Annotated in this window: 14 protein-coding genes; 6 read left to right on the top strand and 8 right to left on the bottom strand. The window is 41.2% G+C overall.

Going from position 1 to position 16,533, the window contains the following annotated elements:
- The first annotated feature begins 106 nt into the window (after nucleotides 1-106).
- The 4 genes from rsgA (at nucleotide 107) to secB (ending at nucleotide 2,437) form a co-directional block, all read left to right on the top strand.
- Nucleotides 107-1,165: a ribosome small subunit-dependent GTPase A gene (gene rsgA, locus FTT77_RS05240; protein WP_180007196.1), complete on the top strand. Its 1,059-nt coding sequence runs from the start codon at nucleotides 107-109 to the stop codon at nucleotides 1,163-1,165.
- A gap of 93 nt (nucleotides 1,166-1,258) precedes the next feature.
- Nucleotides 1,259-1,666: a rhodanese-like domain-containing protein gene (locus FTT77_RS05235; RefSeq protein ID WP_078189639.1), complete on the top strand. Its 408-nt coding sequence runs from the start codon at nucleotides 1,259-1,261 to the stop codon at nucleotides 1,664-1,666.
- A gap of 20 nt (nucleotides 1,667-1,686) precedes the next feature.
- On the top strand, nucleotides 1,687-1,941 hold the full coding sequence (grxC, locus tag FTT77_RS05230) for a glutaredoxin 3 (protein WP_078192689.1): 255 nt from the start codon (nucleotides 1,687-1,689) through the stop codon (nucleotides 1,939-1,941).
- A 40-nt stretch (nucleotides 1,942-1,981) separates the two neighbouring features.
- Entirely contained in the window at nucleotides 1,982-2,437 is a 456-nt protein-coding gene (secB, locus tag FTT77_RS05225) for a protein-export chaperone SecB (protein WP_180109008.1), read from the top strand.
- A 163-nt stretch (nucleotides 2,438-2,600) separates the two neighbouring features.
- On the opposite strand, the gene FTT77_RS05220 is transcribed toward secB, so the two are convergent.
- The 7 genes from FTT77_RS05220 to FTT77_RS05190 all read right to left on the bottom strand — a co-directional run bounded on the left by FTT77_RS05220 (nucleotide 2,601) and on the right by FTT77_RS05190 (nucleotide 12,924).
- Nucleotides 2,601-3,407: an enoyl-ACP reductase gene (locus FTT77_RS05220; RefSeq protein ID WP_078189642.1), complete on the bottom strand. Its 807-nt coding sequence runs from the start codon at nucleotides 3,405-3,407 to the stop codon at nucleotides 2,601-2,603.
- 151 nt (nucleotides 3,408-3,558) lie between these two features.
- Nucleotides 3,559-4,380: a TatD family hydrolase gene (locus FTT77_RS05215; protein ID WP_180109009.1), complete on the bottom strand. Its 822-nt coding sequence runs from the start codon at nucleotides 4,378-4,380 to the stop codon at nucleotides 3,559-3,561.
- 8 nt (nucleotides 4,381-4,388) lie between these two features.
- Nucleotides 4,389-5,372 (bottom strand): RsiV family protein, encoded by a 984-nt coding sequence (locus FTT77_RS05210; RefSeq protein ID WP_180025995.1) that lies wholly within the window; start codon nucleotides 5,370-5,372, stop codon nucleotides 4,389-4,391.
- Between the two features lie 74 nt (nucleotides 5,373-5,446).
- Entirely contained in the window at nucleotides 5,447-6,274 is an 828-nt protein-coding gene (locus tag FTT77_RS05205; protein ID WP_180025996.1) for a hypothetical protein, read from the bottom strand.
- A gap of 106 nt (nucleotides 6,275-6,380) precedes the next feature.
- Nucleotides 6,381-7,973 carry a peptide chain release factor 3 gene (locus tag FTT77_RS05200; protein ID WP_078192693.1) on the bottom strand — a complete coding sequence of 531 codons (1,593 nt, stop codon included), beginning with the start codon at nucleotides 7,971-7,973 and terminating at the stop codon, nucleotides 6,381-6,383.
- Between the two features lie 242 nt (nucleotides 7,974-8,215).
- Nucleotides 8,216-10,282 carry a bifunctional diguanylate cyclase/phosphodiesterase gene (locus FTT77_RS05195; RefSeq protein WP_180109010.1) on the bottom strand — a complete coding sequence of 689 codons (2,067 nt, stop codon included), beginning with the start codon at nucleotides 10,280-10,282 and terminating at the stop codon, nucleotides 8,216-8,218.
- Between the two features lie 431 nt (nucleotides 10,283-10,713).
- Nucleotides 10,714-12,924: a carboxy terminal-processing peptidase gene (locus FTT77_RS05190; protein WP_180026004.1), complete on the bottom strand. Its 2,211-nt coding sequence runs from the start codon at nucleotides 12,922-12,924 to the stop codon at nucleotides 10,714-10,716.
- Between the two features lie 200 nt (nucleotides 12,925-13,124).
- Between FTT77_RS05190 and nagZ the strand changes: the two genes are divergently transcribed.
- A complete protein-coding gene (gene nagZ / locus FTT77_RS05185; RefSeq protein ID WP_180026005.1) occupies nucleotides 13,125-14,147 on the top strand; it encodes a beta-N-acetylhexosaminidase in 1,023 nt (340 codons plus the stop codon).
- Between the two features lie 130 nt (nucleotides 14,148-14,277).
- Nucleotides 14,278-15,147 carry a class I SAM-dependent methyltransferase gene (locus FTT77_RS05180; RefSeq protein ID WP_180109011.1) on the top strand — a complete coding sequence of 290 codons (870 nt, stop codon included), beginning with the start codon at nucleotides 14,278-14,280 and terminating at the stop codon, nucleotides 15,145-15,147.
- A 27-nt stretch (nucleotides 15,148-15,174) separates the two neighbouring features.
- Here the strand turns inward: FTT77_RS05180 and FTT77_RS05175 are convergent, their stop codons facing one another.
- The gene (locus FTT77_RS05175) at nucleotides 15,175-16,503 is read right to left on the bottom strand and encodes an alpha/beta fold hydrolase (RefSeq protein WP_180109012.1); all 1,329 of its coding nucleotides are present in this window, start codon (nucleotides 16,501-16,503) and stop codon (nucleotides 15,175-15,177) included.
- Nucleotides 16,504-16,533 lie beyond the last annotated feature (30 nt).

The raw sequence follows: 16,533 nt of genomic DNA, 5'->3' as shown, positions 1-16,533 counted from the left end.
GCTGTAAAAATGAACATAGTAGCAAATTTATTGGGCTTGCGCTGTAAATAGCCCCTGCTTTCATGCTATTTTTGCCATCTAGTTTTCATGGTTTTTTAGGATATGAATGGCTTTAATTCGTAAGCGCCGACTGACTGAACAGCAGCAACGTCGCATTCAGAAGCAACATAAATCTCGTCAGGAAGAAATCGATACTTCTGCAGATTTGGAAGGCTTGGTCGTCCAACATTATGGTCGTCAACTTGAAGTTCAAGCGCTGTCTACACCCGACCAACATCCTGAAAAACCCATTGTGCAAGCAGGTGAACCTGAACCCCATTGGAAACCCATCGAATTAGGCAGTGTTTGGCGCTGCCATACCCGTACCAATCTCGAATTATTGGTGACGGGTGACCGTGTCAAATGGCAAGCTGACCCGATTACAGGTTTAGGGATTATTACCGCGATTCATCCACGCCAATCTTTACTGACACGCCCTGACCGTTATCACAAAGTGAAACCTGTCGCAGCCAATGTCAGCCTGATTGTGATTGTATTTGCACCACTTCCTGAGCCAGCGCCAGGCCTGATTGACCGCTATTTAGTGGCCTGTGCAGATGCCTATATTCCAGCATTATTGGTCTTAAATAAATCCGACTTGCTTAAAGACAACGATCCGATCTTAACGCTATTACAAGAATATCGTGACTTGGGCTATGAGGTCATGCAAACTCAATCTGATGGTGACTTAAGCGCACTTTCTGCTCGCCTTTCAGGTGAAACTGTCGCATTTGTAGGTCAGTCTGGGGTTGGTAAAAGTACTTTAATTAATGCCATTGTTCCGGATGCTGCGCAAAAAACCAATATTATTTCGGAAAACTCCGCGCTCGGTCAGCACACCACCACCTCTACGCGCTTAATTGCGTTTGGTGAAGGTTCTGCATTGATTGATTCACCAGGAATCCGTGAATTTGGTTTATGGCACCTAGAATTGGAAAAAGTTCAGCAAGGTTTCCCTGAGATCGAGTCACATTTGGGCTATTGCCAGTTCCGTAACTGTACGCATAAACATGAAAAGCAATGTGCGCTTAGAATGGCGGCTCAAAATGGCGAAATTTTACCGCGCCGATTAGACAGTTATTTACGTCTGATCGACGAAATTACGGAAGCGCAGCAAAAAAATTAATTTTTATTCTGTTCATGCCCTTGAAGGGGTGATTTTGATCACCATATTTATGGGCTATACTCTTGGCAATTTAAAATTGTAGTTAGGTGAATTGTGGAACGTTGGTTCGAATTTATGGGGAATCACCCCTTCTTATTTGGAACGCTGGCTGTATTGGTCGTGCTGTTCTTTATTCTTGAAGGCCAGCGTAATGGTCGCAAAATTTCACCTCAATCTTTAGGGATTTTAGTTAAAGCTAAAAATGCTCAATTGATTGACTTACGTGATGCGAAAGACTTCCGCGAAGGTCATATTAGCGGTAGCCGTAATATTCCATATAGCCAAATTACAAAACACATTGAAGAGTTAAAAACTTCTGATCGCCCGTTGGTTTTTGTATGTAACCTTGGTCAAGTGGCAGGTTCTGCATTGCAACAAGTCGGTCATGCAGATGCATACCGTTTAGACGGCGGCATTAGCAACTGGAAAGCTCAAGGCTTACCTCTAGTTAAAAGCAAATAAGCGCTTCTTAGGAGATTAACATGGCTGAAGTTACGATTTATTCAACAACTGTATGTCCTTACTGCATTCGTGCAAAACAGCTCCTAGAGCGTAAAGGCGTGGCTTATAAAGAAATTAATTTATCAAATGAAGCGCCTGAAGTACGTGTTGAATTGATGCAACGCACCAACCACCGTACCGTTCCTCAAATTTTTATTAATGATCAGTTTATTGGCGGTTTTGACCAACTTTATGCTTTAGAGCGTGAAGGCAAACTCGACAGCATGCTATCTTAATTTTAAACATAAATCGTCACCTCATATTAAGGAATAAACAATGAGTGAAGAACAACAAGCTCAACCACAATTGGCATTAGAGCGTATTTATACTAAAGATATTTCTTTCGAAGTACCTGGGGCTCAAGTATTTACTAAAGAATGGCAGCCTGAACTAAATATCAACCTTTCTTCTTCTGCAGAAAAAGTTGATCCAACACACTTCGAAGTTTCACTGAAAGTTGTCGTTCAAGCGAACAATGCGGGTGACACTGCATTTATCGTTGACGTTACTCAAGCAGGTATCTTCCTGATCGATAGCATTGAAGAAGAACGTCTTCCGTACATTCTTGGTGCTTACTGCCCAAATATCTTGTTCCCATTCCTACGTGAAGCAGTGAACGATATGGTTACTAAAGGCAGCTTCCCACAATTATTGCTTACACCAATTAACTTCGATGCTGAATTCGAAGCGAATTTGCAACGTGCGCAAACTGCTGCTGAAGGCCAAGCTTAATCGCTTATCTTTAAATCTAAAAAAGACCGCTTTTAGCGGTCTTTTTTATTGCTTTATTTATTCCCTCTTCTTCTAGGAGATGAGAAATACTGTTTCGCAAGGGTAGAGGATTTTATTCCCTCACCCTAGCCCTCTCCCAAAGGGAGAGGGAACTTAAAGAGAATTACTCAGCATCTGCCATCAGATCAGCGCTCATACCTACAGTATTAAAGCCAGCATCAACATACAGAATTTCACCTGTAATACCATTTGCCCAAGGCGAGCAAAGGAACAATGCTGCATTACCGACATCTTCAATAGTTACATTGCGTTTAAGTGGTGCGACTTTTTCATTTAGGTCTAACATTTTACGGAAAGATTTAATCCCTGAAGCCGCTAAGGTACGAATCGGACCTGCTGAAATCGCATTTACACGAATACCTTCAGCACCAAGACTTGTTGCCAAATAACGTACGCCTGCTTCTAGTGACGCTTTTGCCATGCCCATAACGTTATAGTTTGGCATTACGCGTTCAGAACCTTGGTAAGTCAGCGTCAATAAGCAACCTTGACGTGCAGCCAATAAAGGTTTTGCCGCACGAGCCATCGCAATAAAGCTATATGCGCTGATGTCGTGAGCAATTTTAAAACCTTCACGGTCGGTAATATCAGTGAAATCGCCATCTAAAGTATGTGCCGGTGCAAAACCAATTGAATGCACAACACCGTCTAGACCATCCCAATGTTTAGCAAGTTCAGCAAAAGCGGTATCAATTTCAGCGTCCACTGCGACATCACATGGGAAAACTAAAGTTGAACCAAATTGTTCAGCAAAATCATCTACACGTTTTTTTAATTTTTCATTTGGATATGTAAAAGCCAGTTCTGCACCTTCGCGATGTAAAGCTTGCGCAATACCAAATGCGATTGATAACTTACTTGCAATACCCGCGATTAAAAAGCGTTTGCCAGCCAATAGTCCTTGTGCCATGTGAAACTCACTCAAAATAATTTAACAGCATAATGCCAAGTCTAAAGCATTTTAGAAATTGCATAATGCGCCTTTTTTTAGAAAACCATCATTGCATGCACGATGCGAATGAAACTAGATTCAATCAAGCAGCATCAATATTTATTGGCCCTTAAGCGTCCAGATGCAATGCTTGTAATGAATTAGTCCATAAGATCTGTGCAATCTCAGATTCAGTACGGTTTAAGCTCTGAGCTAACCCCTGCAAGACATAGGGCAAATTGACCGGCGTATTACGAGTACGCCCTTCCGTCGAATGCTGACAACATAAGGGTGTCATATCTGGACAGTCGGTTTCTAAGACCAAATGATCTACATCCAAAGTCTGAACCACTTGATGTAATTTTTTTGCATTAGGATTGGTGATTTGCCCTGTTATACCAATTTTAAAACCTAGTTTGGTAAATGCCTTCGCTTCTTCAACACCACCACTAAATGCATGTGCGATACCACCGAGTTTAAATTGATGCTGCTTTAGCATCGAAAGCATCTCCGCATGGGATTTGCGAATATGCAGCAAAATGGGTTTATCAAACTGCTGTGCTAACTCAAGTTGTGCGGAAAAATACTGCTGCTGCTTTTGAAAAAGTTCAGGCTGTTTATGCTGTTTCAAAAAGGTATCTAAACCTATTTCACCGACAGCAACACAATCATGCTGCTTTAGCATCTGCTCCACATCGAGCAAATGTTCTGTACGATGTTGCTCAATATAAAACGGATGTAAGCCGGGAGCTAAATAGCTTTTTGGAACATTGGATAAACGAGCTAAAAACTCTTGAGTTTGCAGCAAATCTTGAAAACGTGACTGTAAAAAACCAATCAATACTAACGCATCGACACCCGCCTGTTTGGCAGCATACGCCAACTGTTCCCGATCAGCGTCAAAATCAGGGACATCAAAATGCGTATGCGTATCAAACAGTGAGTAAGTCATTGAACTAATTAATTTGCTTTTGCGGCTGAGGCTTCAACAGCTTCAACAGCTTCAACAGCTTCAACAGCTTCAACTGGAGGTAGATATTGCTTTTTCAATACACTTTGCAATTGATCATAGGGAATGGTCAAGCGAGGTAAACCCACCACATACGGCCCAATTTCATATTCGGCATATTGCAAAATTAAACCTTGCTGACTCAGATAAAAATTATCAGACAGTTTAAATTTCCAAATCTGTTCGTATTCTTGAATATTGTCTGCCAACTTGGCATCTTTCACCCAAGTTTTAAAGACTTCATAGCCCCGCTTTTCAAGCTCTGCACGTTGATTAGGCAATAATATGTCATTGAGCTGTACCAATTTTTGAGTGCTTAAATCGAAGTTATAATATTGCTGTGCAGAAGAACCATGCGCTCCACCTAAATATGAACTGGTATTTAAAACCACTGTTGCCAAGGGTTTTTCAGCATTCAATATTTTAGGTTTAATCATCAAACTGATTTGCTGATTGGCACTTAAAGATTTCAATTCTTTATCTAAATTTAAAAACGCTTGCATATAAGGCTGCGTGGCTTTTTCCAATTTTAATTTGGGCGTTTCAACCTTGGCCAAAGCAGATTTTGTTTCAGATGCTGCAGGAACTTCACTTGCAGCGGGAGCATCAGTGCTCAGCGTCTTATCTTCTAAAGGCGAAATAGATAGAATTTCGTCTAACTGTTTTAAGATTTTCGCATCAATAAATTCATCAATAAAGGCTTGATTACTGTTTAAGCGTTCAACTGAAATTTCAGGACAGACCCCGCCATCACATTCAGGTAAATTCAGTTGTAATTTTTCCGCATCACCAATCAGTTTTGCACTCAAATCTGGCTGTTCAGTTTTGGCTTGATCCGGCTTTTTTTCAGGTTCAGCTTGTTGTGGCTGACACGCCGTGAATGCAACAGAAACTGCCAATATTGAGCTTGCCCAAATTTTATTTTTTTGCACCATTGCTTCAACCTTTCATTTCGAATGATTGATATTTATTTTGGTAAATATCTTATCAAATTAAATACTTTCGTTGTTTAGAACATATGCTGATAAACGTCAGCTTTCAATACTTGTTGTGTTTGTGCTTTGCTGAGATAAATATCCAGTTGTTTACCATCTTTGACAATTTCATCTGTACGGTAATGCAAACCGACACCTTCTTGATCAAAGAACCAATCTGCTTGGCCCCAATAGAGTTTTTTCGGTGCCGATTTTTTGACATCTACCTCTTGTTCATCTAGCCATTTGCTATAGGCTTGCTGCACAATAGCATCCATATTTTGCTGTTGCTTTGCATCAATAATATCTAAAGGTTTAAGATTCTTTTTCGCACGGCGGTCTGCCACAAAAAAATAATAACGCTCTTTGACCGTGATATTTTCCTGTTTGGTATCAACACCGATTTGCAGCAACACATATTGATTCTGTTGATATGGAACTCGTGTGTACATGGCCAATTCATAGGCTTTATTGGTTTTAAACTCTGCCTGCCAAGCATCTGATTTTTTCACATACGCATCGACGGCTTGTTGGAGATTCATATTTTGCTTTAATGCAATCTGATCTTGTACGACGCTGGCCTGATTCTTTTCAATCCAGCCATTCAACCATGTATCTACGGTCTGAATGGTTTGTATCTCTAAATCAATACAACTTTTATTTTCACAAAACGGTTTGGCGATTTTTGCGGCTTGCTCTTGGATATTTAAATAAGGCAAAACATCTGGATTAATCACAGCCGCTTCAGAAGCACCACCGTCGGCCGGCTTTGTCGCTTTGTTTTCTTTTCCTGAATCACATGCACTGAGCAGCAAAACACTCCCCAAAAGTGCAAAAACTGTAGCATCCTTGAATTTTTTCATGATGTCCTAAACGACCAAATGATTGCGTAATGTATGGATTTAAAAACTCTACCACAAAATAAAACAGCTTCACGAAGAAGCTGTTTTATTTCTGTAAAAGAACAACTTAGTGTTCACGTGTATTGCTGAACACGATATCCGGATAACGTTCTTGCATTAACTGTAAATTCACACGACTTGGTGCAAGATAAGTTAAATGACCACCGCCATCGACAGACAATTGGTCGTGTGCTTTTTTCTTAAATTCGTTGAATTTTTTCTCGTCATCACACGATACCCAACGTACGGTATTGATACTTACAGGCTCATAAATACAATCAACTTTGTATTCTTCTTTCAGACGATAAGCCACAACTTCAAACTGAAGCACACCCACAGCACCCACGATTAAGTCGTTACTGTTTTGAGGCATAAAGACCTGAGTAGCCCCTTCTTCTGAAAGTTCTTTTAAGCCTTTTTGTAGCTGTTTTGACTTCAAAGGATCTTTTAAACGCACGCGACGGAACATTTCAGGGGCGAAGTGAGGAATACCGGTAAAATGTAAATCTTCACCCGAAGTGAAAGTATCACCGATTTGAATCGTACCATGGTTATGCAAACCGATAATGTCACCCGGCCATGCTTCTTCAAGGTGTTGACGGTCACCGGCAAGGAACGTTAAGGCATCACTAATACGCACATCTTTACCTAGACGCACATGTTTCATTTTTAAGCCTTTTTCATACTTACCCGAACAGATACGCATGAATGCAATACGGTCACGGTGTTTTGGATCCATATTGGCTTGAATTTTAAAGACGAAACCAGTGAAGCCTTCTTCAGTCGCTTCAACTTTACGGTCTTGAGTTGGATGTGCTTTAGGTTCAGGCGCATATTGACTAAATGCATCCAAAACGTGGTCCACACCAAAGTTACCGAGTGCCGTACCAAACAAGACTGGCGTTTGACGACCTGCCAAAAATTCATCACGGTCTAAAGGTTCATTGGCCATTTGAACCAATTCCAATGATTCTTCAAATGCAGCCCAAGCGAGATCACCGACTTTTTCACGCAAATCTGCATAGTCATAGCCATCACGGACTTCAATATCCGTAATGGTTGAACCGAAACCTGCCTTATAAACGTAGAACTTTTCTTCGAGTAGGTTAAATACACCGGCAAAGTCACGACCTGTGCCCAGTGGCCAAGTAATCGGAACACATTTAATTTTTAAAACGTTTTCGATTTCATCAAGCAATTCTAATGGCTCACGAATTTCACGGTCCATTTTGTTGACGAATGAAATAATCGGCGTGTCGCGCATACGACACACTTCCATCAACTTGATCGTACGATCTTCGACACCTTTTGCACCATCAATCACCATAAGTGCAGAGTCAACGGCAGTTAATGTACGGTAGGTATCTTCAGAAAAGTCTTCATGCCCTGGGGTGTCGAGCAAGTTAATCATCTTGTCTTTAAACGGGAACTGCATAACCGAAGTGGTGATCGAAATCCCACGTTCTTTTTCCATTTCCATCCAGTCAGACGTTGCCGCACGATCAGATTTACGGCTTTTTACCATACCTGCAACCTGAATCGCCTGTCCCCATAACAACAGTTTTTCTGTCATTGTGGTTTTACCGGCATCGGGGTGGGAAATAATAGCGAAAGTACGTCGCTGAGCGACCTGTGTCGCTAATTCTTCTTTAAAACTCATGAAAGACACCTACTGCAAAACTCGCAGTGCAAAAGATCAGATCTGATCAATATGGAAAATTGGCGATATTGTATCAGATTGACCATTAAAAATAATCAACCACATCGGGTTGAGTCAAAATCTTAGCGTGGCGTGTCTTGATGTTTTACATTGGATGACGACCTGTTTTTATCGACGATATAGCACATTTCATTTTCTTTTTTTCTATACACATTGGCAATGCGATCAGACTACAAATGACCTTATTCAACTTTCGCTTTCATGCTTTCTTCAAGCTGTACCACTGGCATCGGCATTCCTAACAAATATCCTTGTAACTGTTGGCAACCTAAACGTTTTAAAATTTCTGCTTGTTGTTCTGTCTCTACACCTTCTGCAGTGACTGTTAGCCCCAGTCGAATTGCCAAGTGAATAATACTTTCTAAAATAATTTCTTCTTTAGAGCCAACGCTCAAATTGCGGATAAATTCACGGTCAATTTTCAGCTCATCTACAGGTAGTTCTTTTAAATACAAGAAACTTGAATGTCCTGTTCCAAAGTCATCAATCGCAACTTTAATCCCCATCTGTCTCAAATGTTCAAAAGTCACGATACTGGCATCGATATGATGCATCGCTGTTGACTCGGTAATTTCAATAATTAAATTTGACGGGTTAATTTCATAACGTGCAAAAAGCGACTCTAAAGTACTAAATAAATGTTTATGCTCAAACTGGATGGCCGATAAATTGACCGCAATCGGATACAGCGGCATATTCAGCTTTTCCCAGTGCTGAATTTGCTTACAGGCTTCTTCAAGCGCCCAATAGCCCATGGCAATAATCAGTCCAGTTTTTTCCGCACCATTGATAAACTTATTTGGCGTCAGCATACCTAAGGTTGGATGATTCCAACGAATTAAGGCCTCAACCCCACAAATTTCACGATCAGTGGCATTGAATTTTGGCTGATAAAATAAGATAAATTGTTGTTCTTCTACCGCTTTATATAAATCATTGATCAGTTTCGTCTGACTTTTTTCTTCAAATTGGTCAGCGGTATAATTAAAAAATGAATAGGTATTCCGCCCTTGATACTTTGAACTCAACATTGCTGTATCTGCATTGATCAGCAGATCTTGTAGGTTCGCACCATGTTCAGGGTACATCGCAATACCAATACTGCCTGAAATATTGATTTCCTTGCCTGCAATCAAAAAGCTTTCTTGCATCAATTCCAATATTTTTTCAGACATTGCTGTCGCAGAGTCATTGCTTGCCGACTCAAGCACAATCAGAAACTCATCGCCACCGATTCGTAGCAATTTGGCTTGATCATCGATTAAACGATGAATTCGCGTGGCAATTTGAATCAGCAATTGATCACCCATATGGTGTCCAAACACATCATTGACCGCTTTAAAACGGTCGATATCAATATAAATAAAAGCAATTTTATCTTGTCTTAAGCGATGCTCTGTAAATAGAAAATGTGCATATTCAGCCAAAAACAGTCGATTAGGTAAACGGGTCAAATTGTCTTGTACCGCTTGATTGGCCAATTCTCGATTTGCACGCATCAACTGTAAACTGCGATGCTCTAAACGTTGTTCTAATACCGCTACACTAAAGGCTGCCATCAACAATAAACTGGTGACAAATAAGACAATAAACAGCAATAAATTATGGTTTATCTGCGCTGCCACCAATACATCCATCGAGTTTAGCGGTACAAAATCAACAGCCGCCATACCAATATAATGCATAGCCACAATGCTAAAAGTCAGCATTAATGCGACAAAGACATTCAAAATATTCCGTTTTGGCGAATATTTATTTTTAAACGTCATCCAAAAGGCCAAACCCGAACCACAGATCGCAACTAAAATTGAACAGATAACAATTAAAGGTTCATACCGTTGTTCATAGCCCTGAACGGCTAAACTCAGCATACCGGTATAATGCATGCCGGAAATGCCAAGGCCCATTAACACTGAACCTAAAATTAAACGAGGAAAAGGTAATGTCTGTCGTGTGGTTAACCACACAGCAAAAGTGGAAGCAACGAAAGCAATAAAATAGGATATCAGGGTCAGACTGGTATCGAAACTATGGCTTGAAGGCAAATGGCTGGCTATCATGCTTACAAAATGCATGCACCAGATCGCAGCACCTAAAATTGCACCGCTGAAGAATAAAATGACATTTTCATATCTTGGTCGTGTTCCACGAAACAACATTTGTTCGAGTGAAACAGCAAAGTAACAACTTAATAATGCAACTACGATTGAACCAGCGACCAGACTGTAATCATAATGAATATGAGTCATATCAAGCGTTCCGCTTAGGTTATCGTGGCACTTTCTTTAACCGAATTACCCAATCTATCTCTTCCCTTTAACTTGTTACGTTTTCAATTACTTACTTATTTTCCCTTAGAATCTATTAGTCTACGATAATGGTCAAGTCTTTCTTTCAAGATTTTAAGCAACTGATTAATTTAAAAAAAGAAAGCTTGATCAAGTTCACTAAAACTTAAACTTTTGATAAAAAATGCATCAGGTGGTTTTTATTTTAGAACAGTTTCTAACCATAATAAAATGAATAAATTAGATTGATTTCTATATTGTTTTCTAGATTTAAATCATGCCTCTCTACACAAAAAAATAGCGAGCCGTAGCTCGCTATTTCTCAATAGGTAAATTCATCTTTTCCGTCAAAAACTTAAGCAATCAGCTCAATATTTTTATGGATGAATGGCTTACTTTTTGGCTGCTGTTGTTGGATTCGTACCTTGTAATTTGGCATAGTCCATTAGCACATTCGCTGCTTCCATCACAAAGACTTCTTCTTCAGGCAGTGCTGGACGTTGGTTCGCCTTCATTTTCGCACGTGCTTCCACCAATGCATCCATAGACGCTTGGTAGCTCTCCCAGTTGGCATAAGGCTTTTGACCCACCACTTTACGACGTTGATTTTCAGCATCCAAAGACTTTTGCTCAAGTGCCAATAATTCAGCTTTACGCTTCGTTAAGTCGAGTACCACACGCTTTTGCTCATCCGTCTTTTTTGCAATCGCTGTACGTTGCTCTAAATACTTAAATTGAGGATCAATCGTGACGCGTTGCTGAGATGACTTAATCAAATCTGGAACATAGGCTTGGATCGAGCCTTCACGTTTAAACGGTGCAGTTGGAATAGTATCCCACTGTAAAGCATTTTTCGATTTACGCTCACCAAACTCTTCATTGTAAATATCGACCAGCTTAATATCCGGTACGACCCCTTTATTTTGGGTACTGCCGCCCGTCACTCGGTAAAATTTACGTTGCGTTAAGGTTGCTTGACCATAGGCTAAAGAGTCAAGTTGTACCTGCGCTGTTCCTTTACCCGTTGTGGTACTACCAATCACCACACCACGCTCATAGTCTTGAATCGCAGCAGAATAAATTTCACTCGCAGAAGCCGAAGCCAAATTAATCAATACCGCCAATGGGCCTGCATAAGTTTGCGCGCCACCATCATCATCTTCAAACACGCTGACATTGCCATTACCATCACGGATTTGCACCACTGGACCTGATTTAATCACTTGTCCAAGCATACGTGCTACTTCTTCAAGTGAGCCACCAGGGTTGTTACGCAAGTCAATGATGATGCCTTCAACATTTTGCGCATCTAAAGTTTTTAAAGCTTTATTGGTATCTTCCGACACAGAACGGTAATCTGTACCCGCACGACGTGCACGATAGTTTAAGTAAAACGATGGAATTTCAATCACACCAAACTTATGTTTTTTGCCATCACGTTCAATTTCAACGGTACGTGAACGCACGCCTGCATCTTCTTCTTGAATTACATCACGTACAATAGTGACATTTCGCGCTTGATTCATGGACGCACCAGCACCCAATAAACGTAAAGTCACTTTGGTGCCACGTTTACCACGAATCAGTCCGACAATTTCATTGCTCGGCCAACCAATCACATCGACCATTTTGTCGCCATCTTGGGCAACACCAACGATGCGATCGCCTGACTTCACTTGTCCTGATTTGCTGGCTGGCCCACCTTCCACAATCGTCTCGATTTTGGTGTAGTCTTCATTACCACGTTCAGGACGGATCGATACCCCAATCCCTTCCAATTGCAGCGTGGTTTGACGGTTCAATTCCATCGCATCTACAGGTGGAAAGTAATTACTGTGCGGATCATACGTCAGCATCATGGCATTCAGAGTTTTATCAAGCACATCATCGCTTTTTAAACGACTAATCCGCTCTAACTGACGTGTATAACGCTTGGTTAAAGTCTGTACAGGTGTTAAGTCTTCAGGACCTGTTAAGTCTTGACCATTTGCCAGTGTTGGGTCATCTTTCAACGCTTTTTGTTTGGCTTTCTCTTCTTCTTTGCTGATGGTTAAGTTGATCAGCTGAGAGACCAACATTTTATTCCAATGCGCACGCTGTTCTTCTGTCGATTTAAAGAATGGCGCTTTTTCACGATCGGTTTCGATGTAGTTATTCGGTTGATTTAAATTCTGTGGCTTTTTCAGCTCTTCCAACATATAGGTGTAGAACTGTTTTAAGCGCTCACGATATTGCGCATGAATGGCATACGGCCCTGTTAAATTGCCCGCTTTGAGATTTGCGCCAAAAGTTGAGCCATAACGTTTTTTATAATTTTCAATATCCGATGCCAAGAACAACGTATGTTCAGCGTCTAAACTATCAATATAAAAATCTAAAATACGGTTAGATGTATTAACATCTAAACGCTGATTTAAATAGTGTTGACGGTCTACCAATGTTGCAAGCTGACGTGAGACCAAGGCTTGCTCTTGTGTGGGCTGAATGGTACCCGCGCTCACTGCTTCTGTATTATTGGCAGCAATTGCGTCATTCACCACATGAGTGAAAAAGAATCCACCTGTCGCAATCGCAACGGCACAAGCTAATGTTTGAAGTTTCATAAATAATTTGTACTTCCTTGGTATTAAGACCAATATTACCGTGTTGGTTTTCGACCTGAATTGAATAGATTCAAAATCTTAAACAACTTAATATGTTTATGTCGTGTAGTTTTATCATATTCTCTGCTGACAAAGTGTAGCAAATCATTGCAGAATTCAGGTATTGTTTTTCCTTAAAAATTCCAACACGGACACCGAATATGATTGGCGCATTAATGCTCGACATTGCTGGCACAGAACTTACCCAAGAAGATATTGAACTATTACAGGCACCACAAGTTGGCGGCATGATTTTATTTGGTCGTAACATTGAATCTCCTGAACAAGTTCGTGCCCTAACCGACCATATGCGTCAAATTCGTCCTGATATTTTAATTGCGGTCGATCAGGAAGGTGGTCGTGTACAACGCTTAAAACAAGGCTTCACACTCCTACCAGCTATGGGTAAGTTTGGAGAACTTTACTTAACTGAACCTGAAAAAGCTGTTGAACTGGCTGAACAATGTGGCTGGTTGATGGCAGCTGAAGTCCTTGCGGTCGGCATCGATTTTAGTTTTGCACCAGTGCTGGACCTAAATGATGTTAGTGATGTGATTGGTGACCGTGGTTTTGCCAAAAATATGCAAGATATCATTCCACTGGCAAGTGCTTTCTTAAAAGGTATGAAACGTGCAGGAATGGCATCTACAGGTAAGCATTTCCCAGGCCACGGTTCAGTGAAAGCAGACTCACACGTCGCTGCTGCTATTGACCATCGTAGTTATGAAGAGATCTACCAAAAAGACATGCAAAGCTTTATTCAACTGCAACCACAGCTTGATGCCTTAATGCCTGCGCATGTGATTTATGAAAATATTGATCCTAATCCTGCTGGATTTTCACCGTATTGGATTCAGAAAGTCTTACGTCAAGAGCTCCAATTTGATGGCGTTTTATTCTCCGATGATTTAAGCATGCAAGCCGCTTGTGTCGCTGGCGGCGCAGATGCTCGTATGCAAGCAGCATTAAATGCAGGTTGTGATATGGGCCTTGTATGTAATAACCGTGAATCTGCATGCATTGCGCTGGATGGCATTCAAAACTTGGCTCTCCCAAATCAAGAACGCCTAGAACGTATGCGCGGTAAAATCCCACAAATTGAGATTGGACAAAGCATTGAACTCGGAGCGGACTGGCAAAACGTGCGTAACCGTATTGTGGATTTTAAAAATCAATATTGCTAATCCAAGACTTTCAAAATTCTAGAAAATGGAGCACGACAAGGTGCTCCTTTTTGATTTATGATGAAGACAAAATAAGTGCTTCGGCGCTATACAAAAATTGCCAATAAAAACAACATTAGGTCAGGACGACATGACACAAAGTTTATCGGAACATCGACACATTTCCTTTACTGCACATTACACCGGCTATATTTGGTACAGCATGGGGATTTCGCATCCCGTTTTTGCCACACGTAAAGGCAAATTTTTAGCACGTTTAGTCCATCCTTTAGAAAGCTGGGCAGAAAAGAATGTGGGCGGTAGCATGCGTTCGACGCTTAAACAGCGCCATGCCATGATCGATCAACATTTAGATCAACTCATTGCCCAACACCCTCAGCTACAAGTACTCGAAATTGCCTGTGGCCTCTCCCCGCGCGGTTGGAATTTTCGTACCAAGCATCCTGAAATTGACTATCGTGAACTCGACTTGCCAGATATGGCAAAAATCAAAACACAGGCACTCAAACAGATTGACCCGCATGCCCCTGAGGTCTTAACTGGCGACATTTTCACTCAAGATTTTGAACGTATTTTTCAGAGTTTTGACCCTGAACGCCCTTTGGTGGTGATTAGCGAAGGTCTGATTAATTATTTTGATCAAATCCTACTGAATAAATTATTGCAAGGGATCACCGAATATGGCGCCTCGTTTCAGGAATTGCATTATCTGACCGACATCTATCCAGAACCCGTTAAGAACCGTTTAGCACGTTTTATTTGGGCCAGTAGTAAATTACTCAAAGTCATGTCTCGCAGCGCTTTTACTTTTCATTTTCAATCCCCTGCTGAATTACAGCAGTTCTTCAGTCATACAGGATTTGAAGAAGTAGACGTCGTTCAGCCGGCCTTATACTTTCCACAACAGCAACAAGAACAAGTGATTCCTTTCCACGATGCAGATCAGCATTGTGGGGATTTGGTTTGGATGGTCCATGCCAAAACAAAAAAACAGCGCTAAAGCGCTGTTTTTTCACTTTTTCATGTTTTAACTAACGGCTTCTAATAACAACACATCTTCTTTTTGGCGTTGTACAAAGCGCAATAAGCGTTCTGCCAACTCAAAACTACCATGCTTAAACAAAGCGCGAACCTGTGTATCCACAACGTCAAAGATGAGACATTCAATTTTAAACTCACCTTCTTCGTCTTCTAGATGTAATGCCAAATCCCGTGGATATGCGTGCATGCAGTCCAACATTTCAGCCTGTACATTCAGCAACACGCCGAAATAATTTAAATCCGTAATTTGAGTTTCAACCACGAGGTCTGAATGGCGATGAGATAAATGCGTGAATGGCTGTTGTACACTTACACGCGCTTCGCCACGGCGTTCAATATTTAGCATTTGCTCTCGGCTCATTGGAATGATTCCTTCCAACTGCTGAATAGACTCGCCGCGTAGATAAGTTGCAAACAAATTCATAGTTTCCTTACGACGCTGCAACTGAGGTAAATGATCCGCATTGGCAATCATGGCAAATTGCATATTCGGACATTGCAAGGCAAAGCCTGCATTTTCATGTGGCAAAGTAAAACTGTCGTACTGCCCGCATGACACCAATACATCACATTGTGGAATCGGCACGTCTTGCAAACGCAGCAAACGATTACAGTTAATGTCATAACGCTCTTGTTCGGTATTGGTGAATTCAGCCATTTGTCTAAAGAACAAACGCTTTGCTGTCGGTGACATCCGCGTCACATCCAGTTTGGCATGATTGACCAAATACAAAATCACCGCTTGACCAAATTCATCCATGCGTTGTTCTTTCATCAAATGCAAGGATTCTTCAAGCAACATGCGCCAGCTCTTGCGCGTTTTTTGCATTACGCCCATCAATATCATGCGATCAATCAATTCAGGACGTTGATCCGCCAGTCCTGCTGCCACCACTGAACCTAGTGACATCCCCATCACGGATACTTTTTCTAGCCCGACGATATCCAGCCAAACGCCCAACATCTGCGCCAGATCGCCCAACTCTAAAGTCCCTGCTGACACAGCTGTATCTACATTGGTAATTTGCTGGTTTGAGCCCATGGATGGTAAATCAATTAAAATAATAGGGCCTGCCGCAAATAATTGTTCGACACAATATTTGTAGGAATTAAAGTTTTGAAATGCCCCACCAATAATAACAATCGGGGTGCGATGAATCGTTTCAGGTTGTGCAATGGCCATATATTCGACCTTCCAGCCATCAATCCATGTTGTTCTGGCAGGCTGTTTAAAGCTTTGCTTGTCATACAGATCGAAAAAACTGTAATGCGTACTTTCCTGTACGGTGGGATCCATTTGGATAATGGAATTCATATTCCTTTCCTCCATTCCTGCCTTATTTTT

The sequence above is a fragment of the Acinetobacter sp. YH01010 genome (assembly GCF_013420775.1).
In the GTDB taxonomy this organism is placed as follows: domain Bacteria; phylum Pseudomonadota; class Gammaproteobacteria; order Pseudomonadales; family Moraxellaceae; genus Acinetobacter; species Acinetobacter amyesii.
This window is presented reverse-complemented; position numbering and strand designations above follow the sequence as displayed.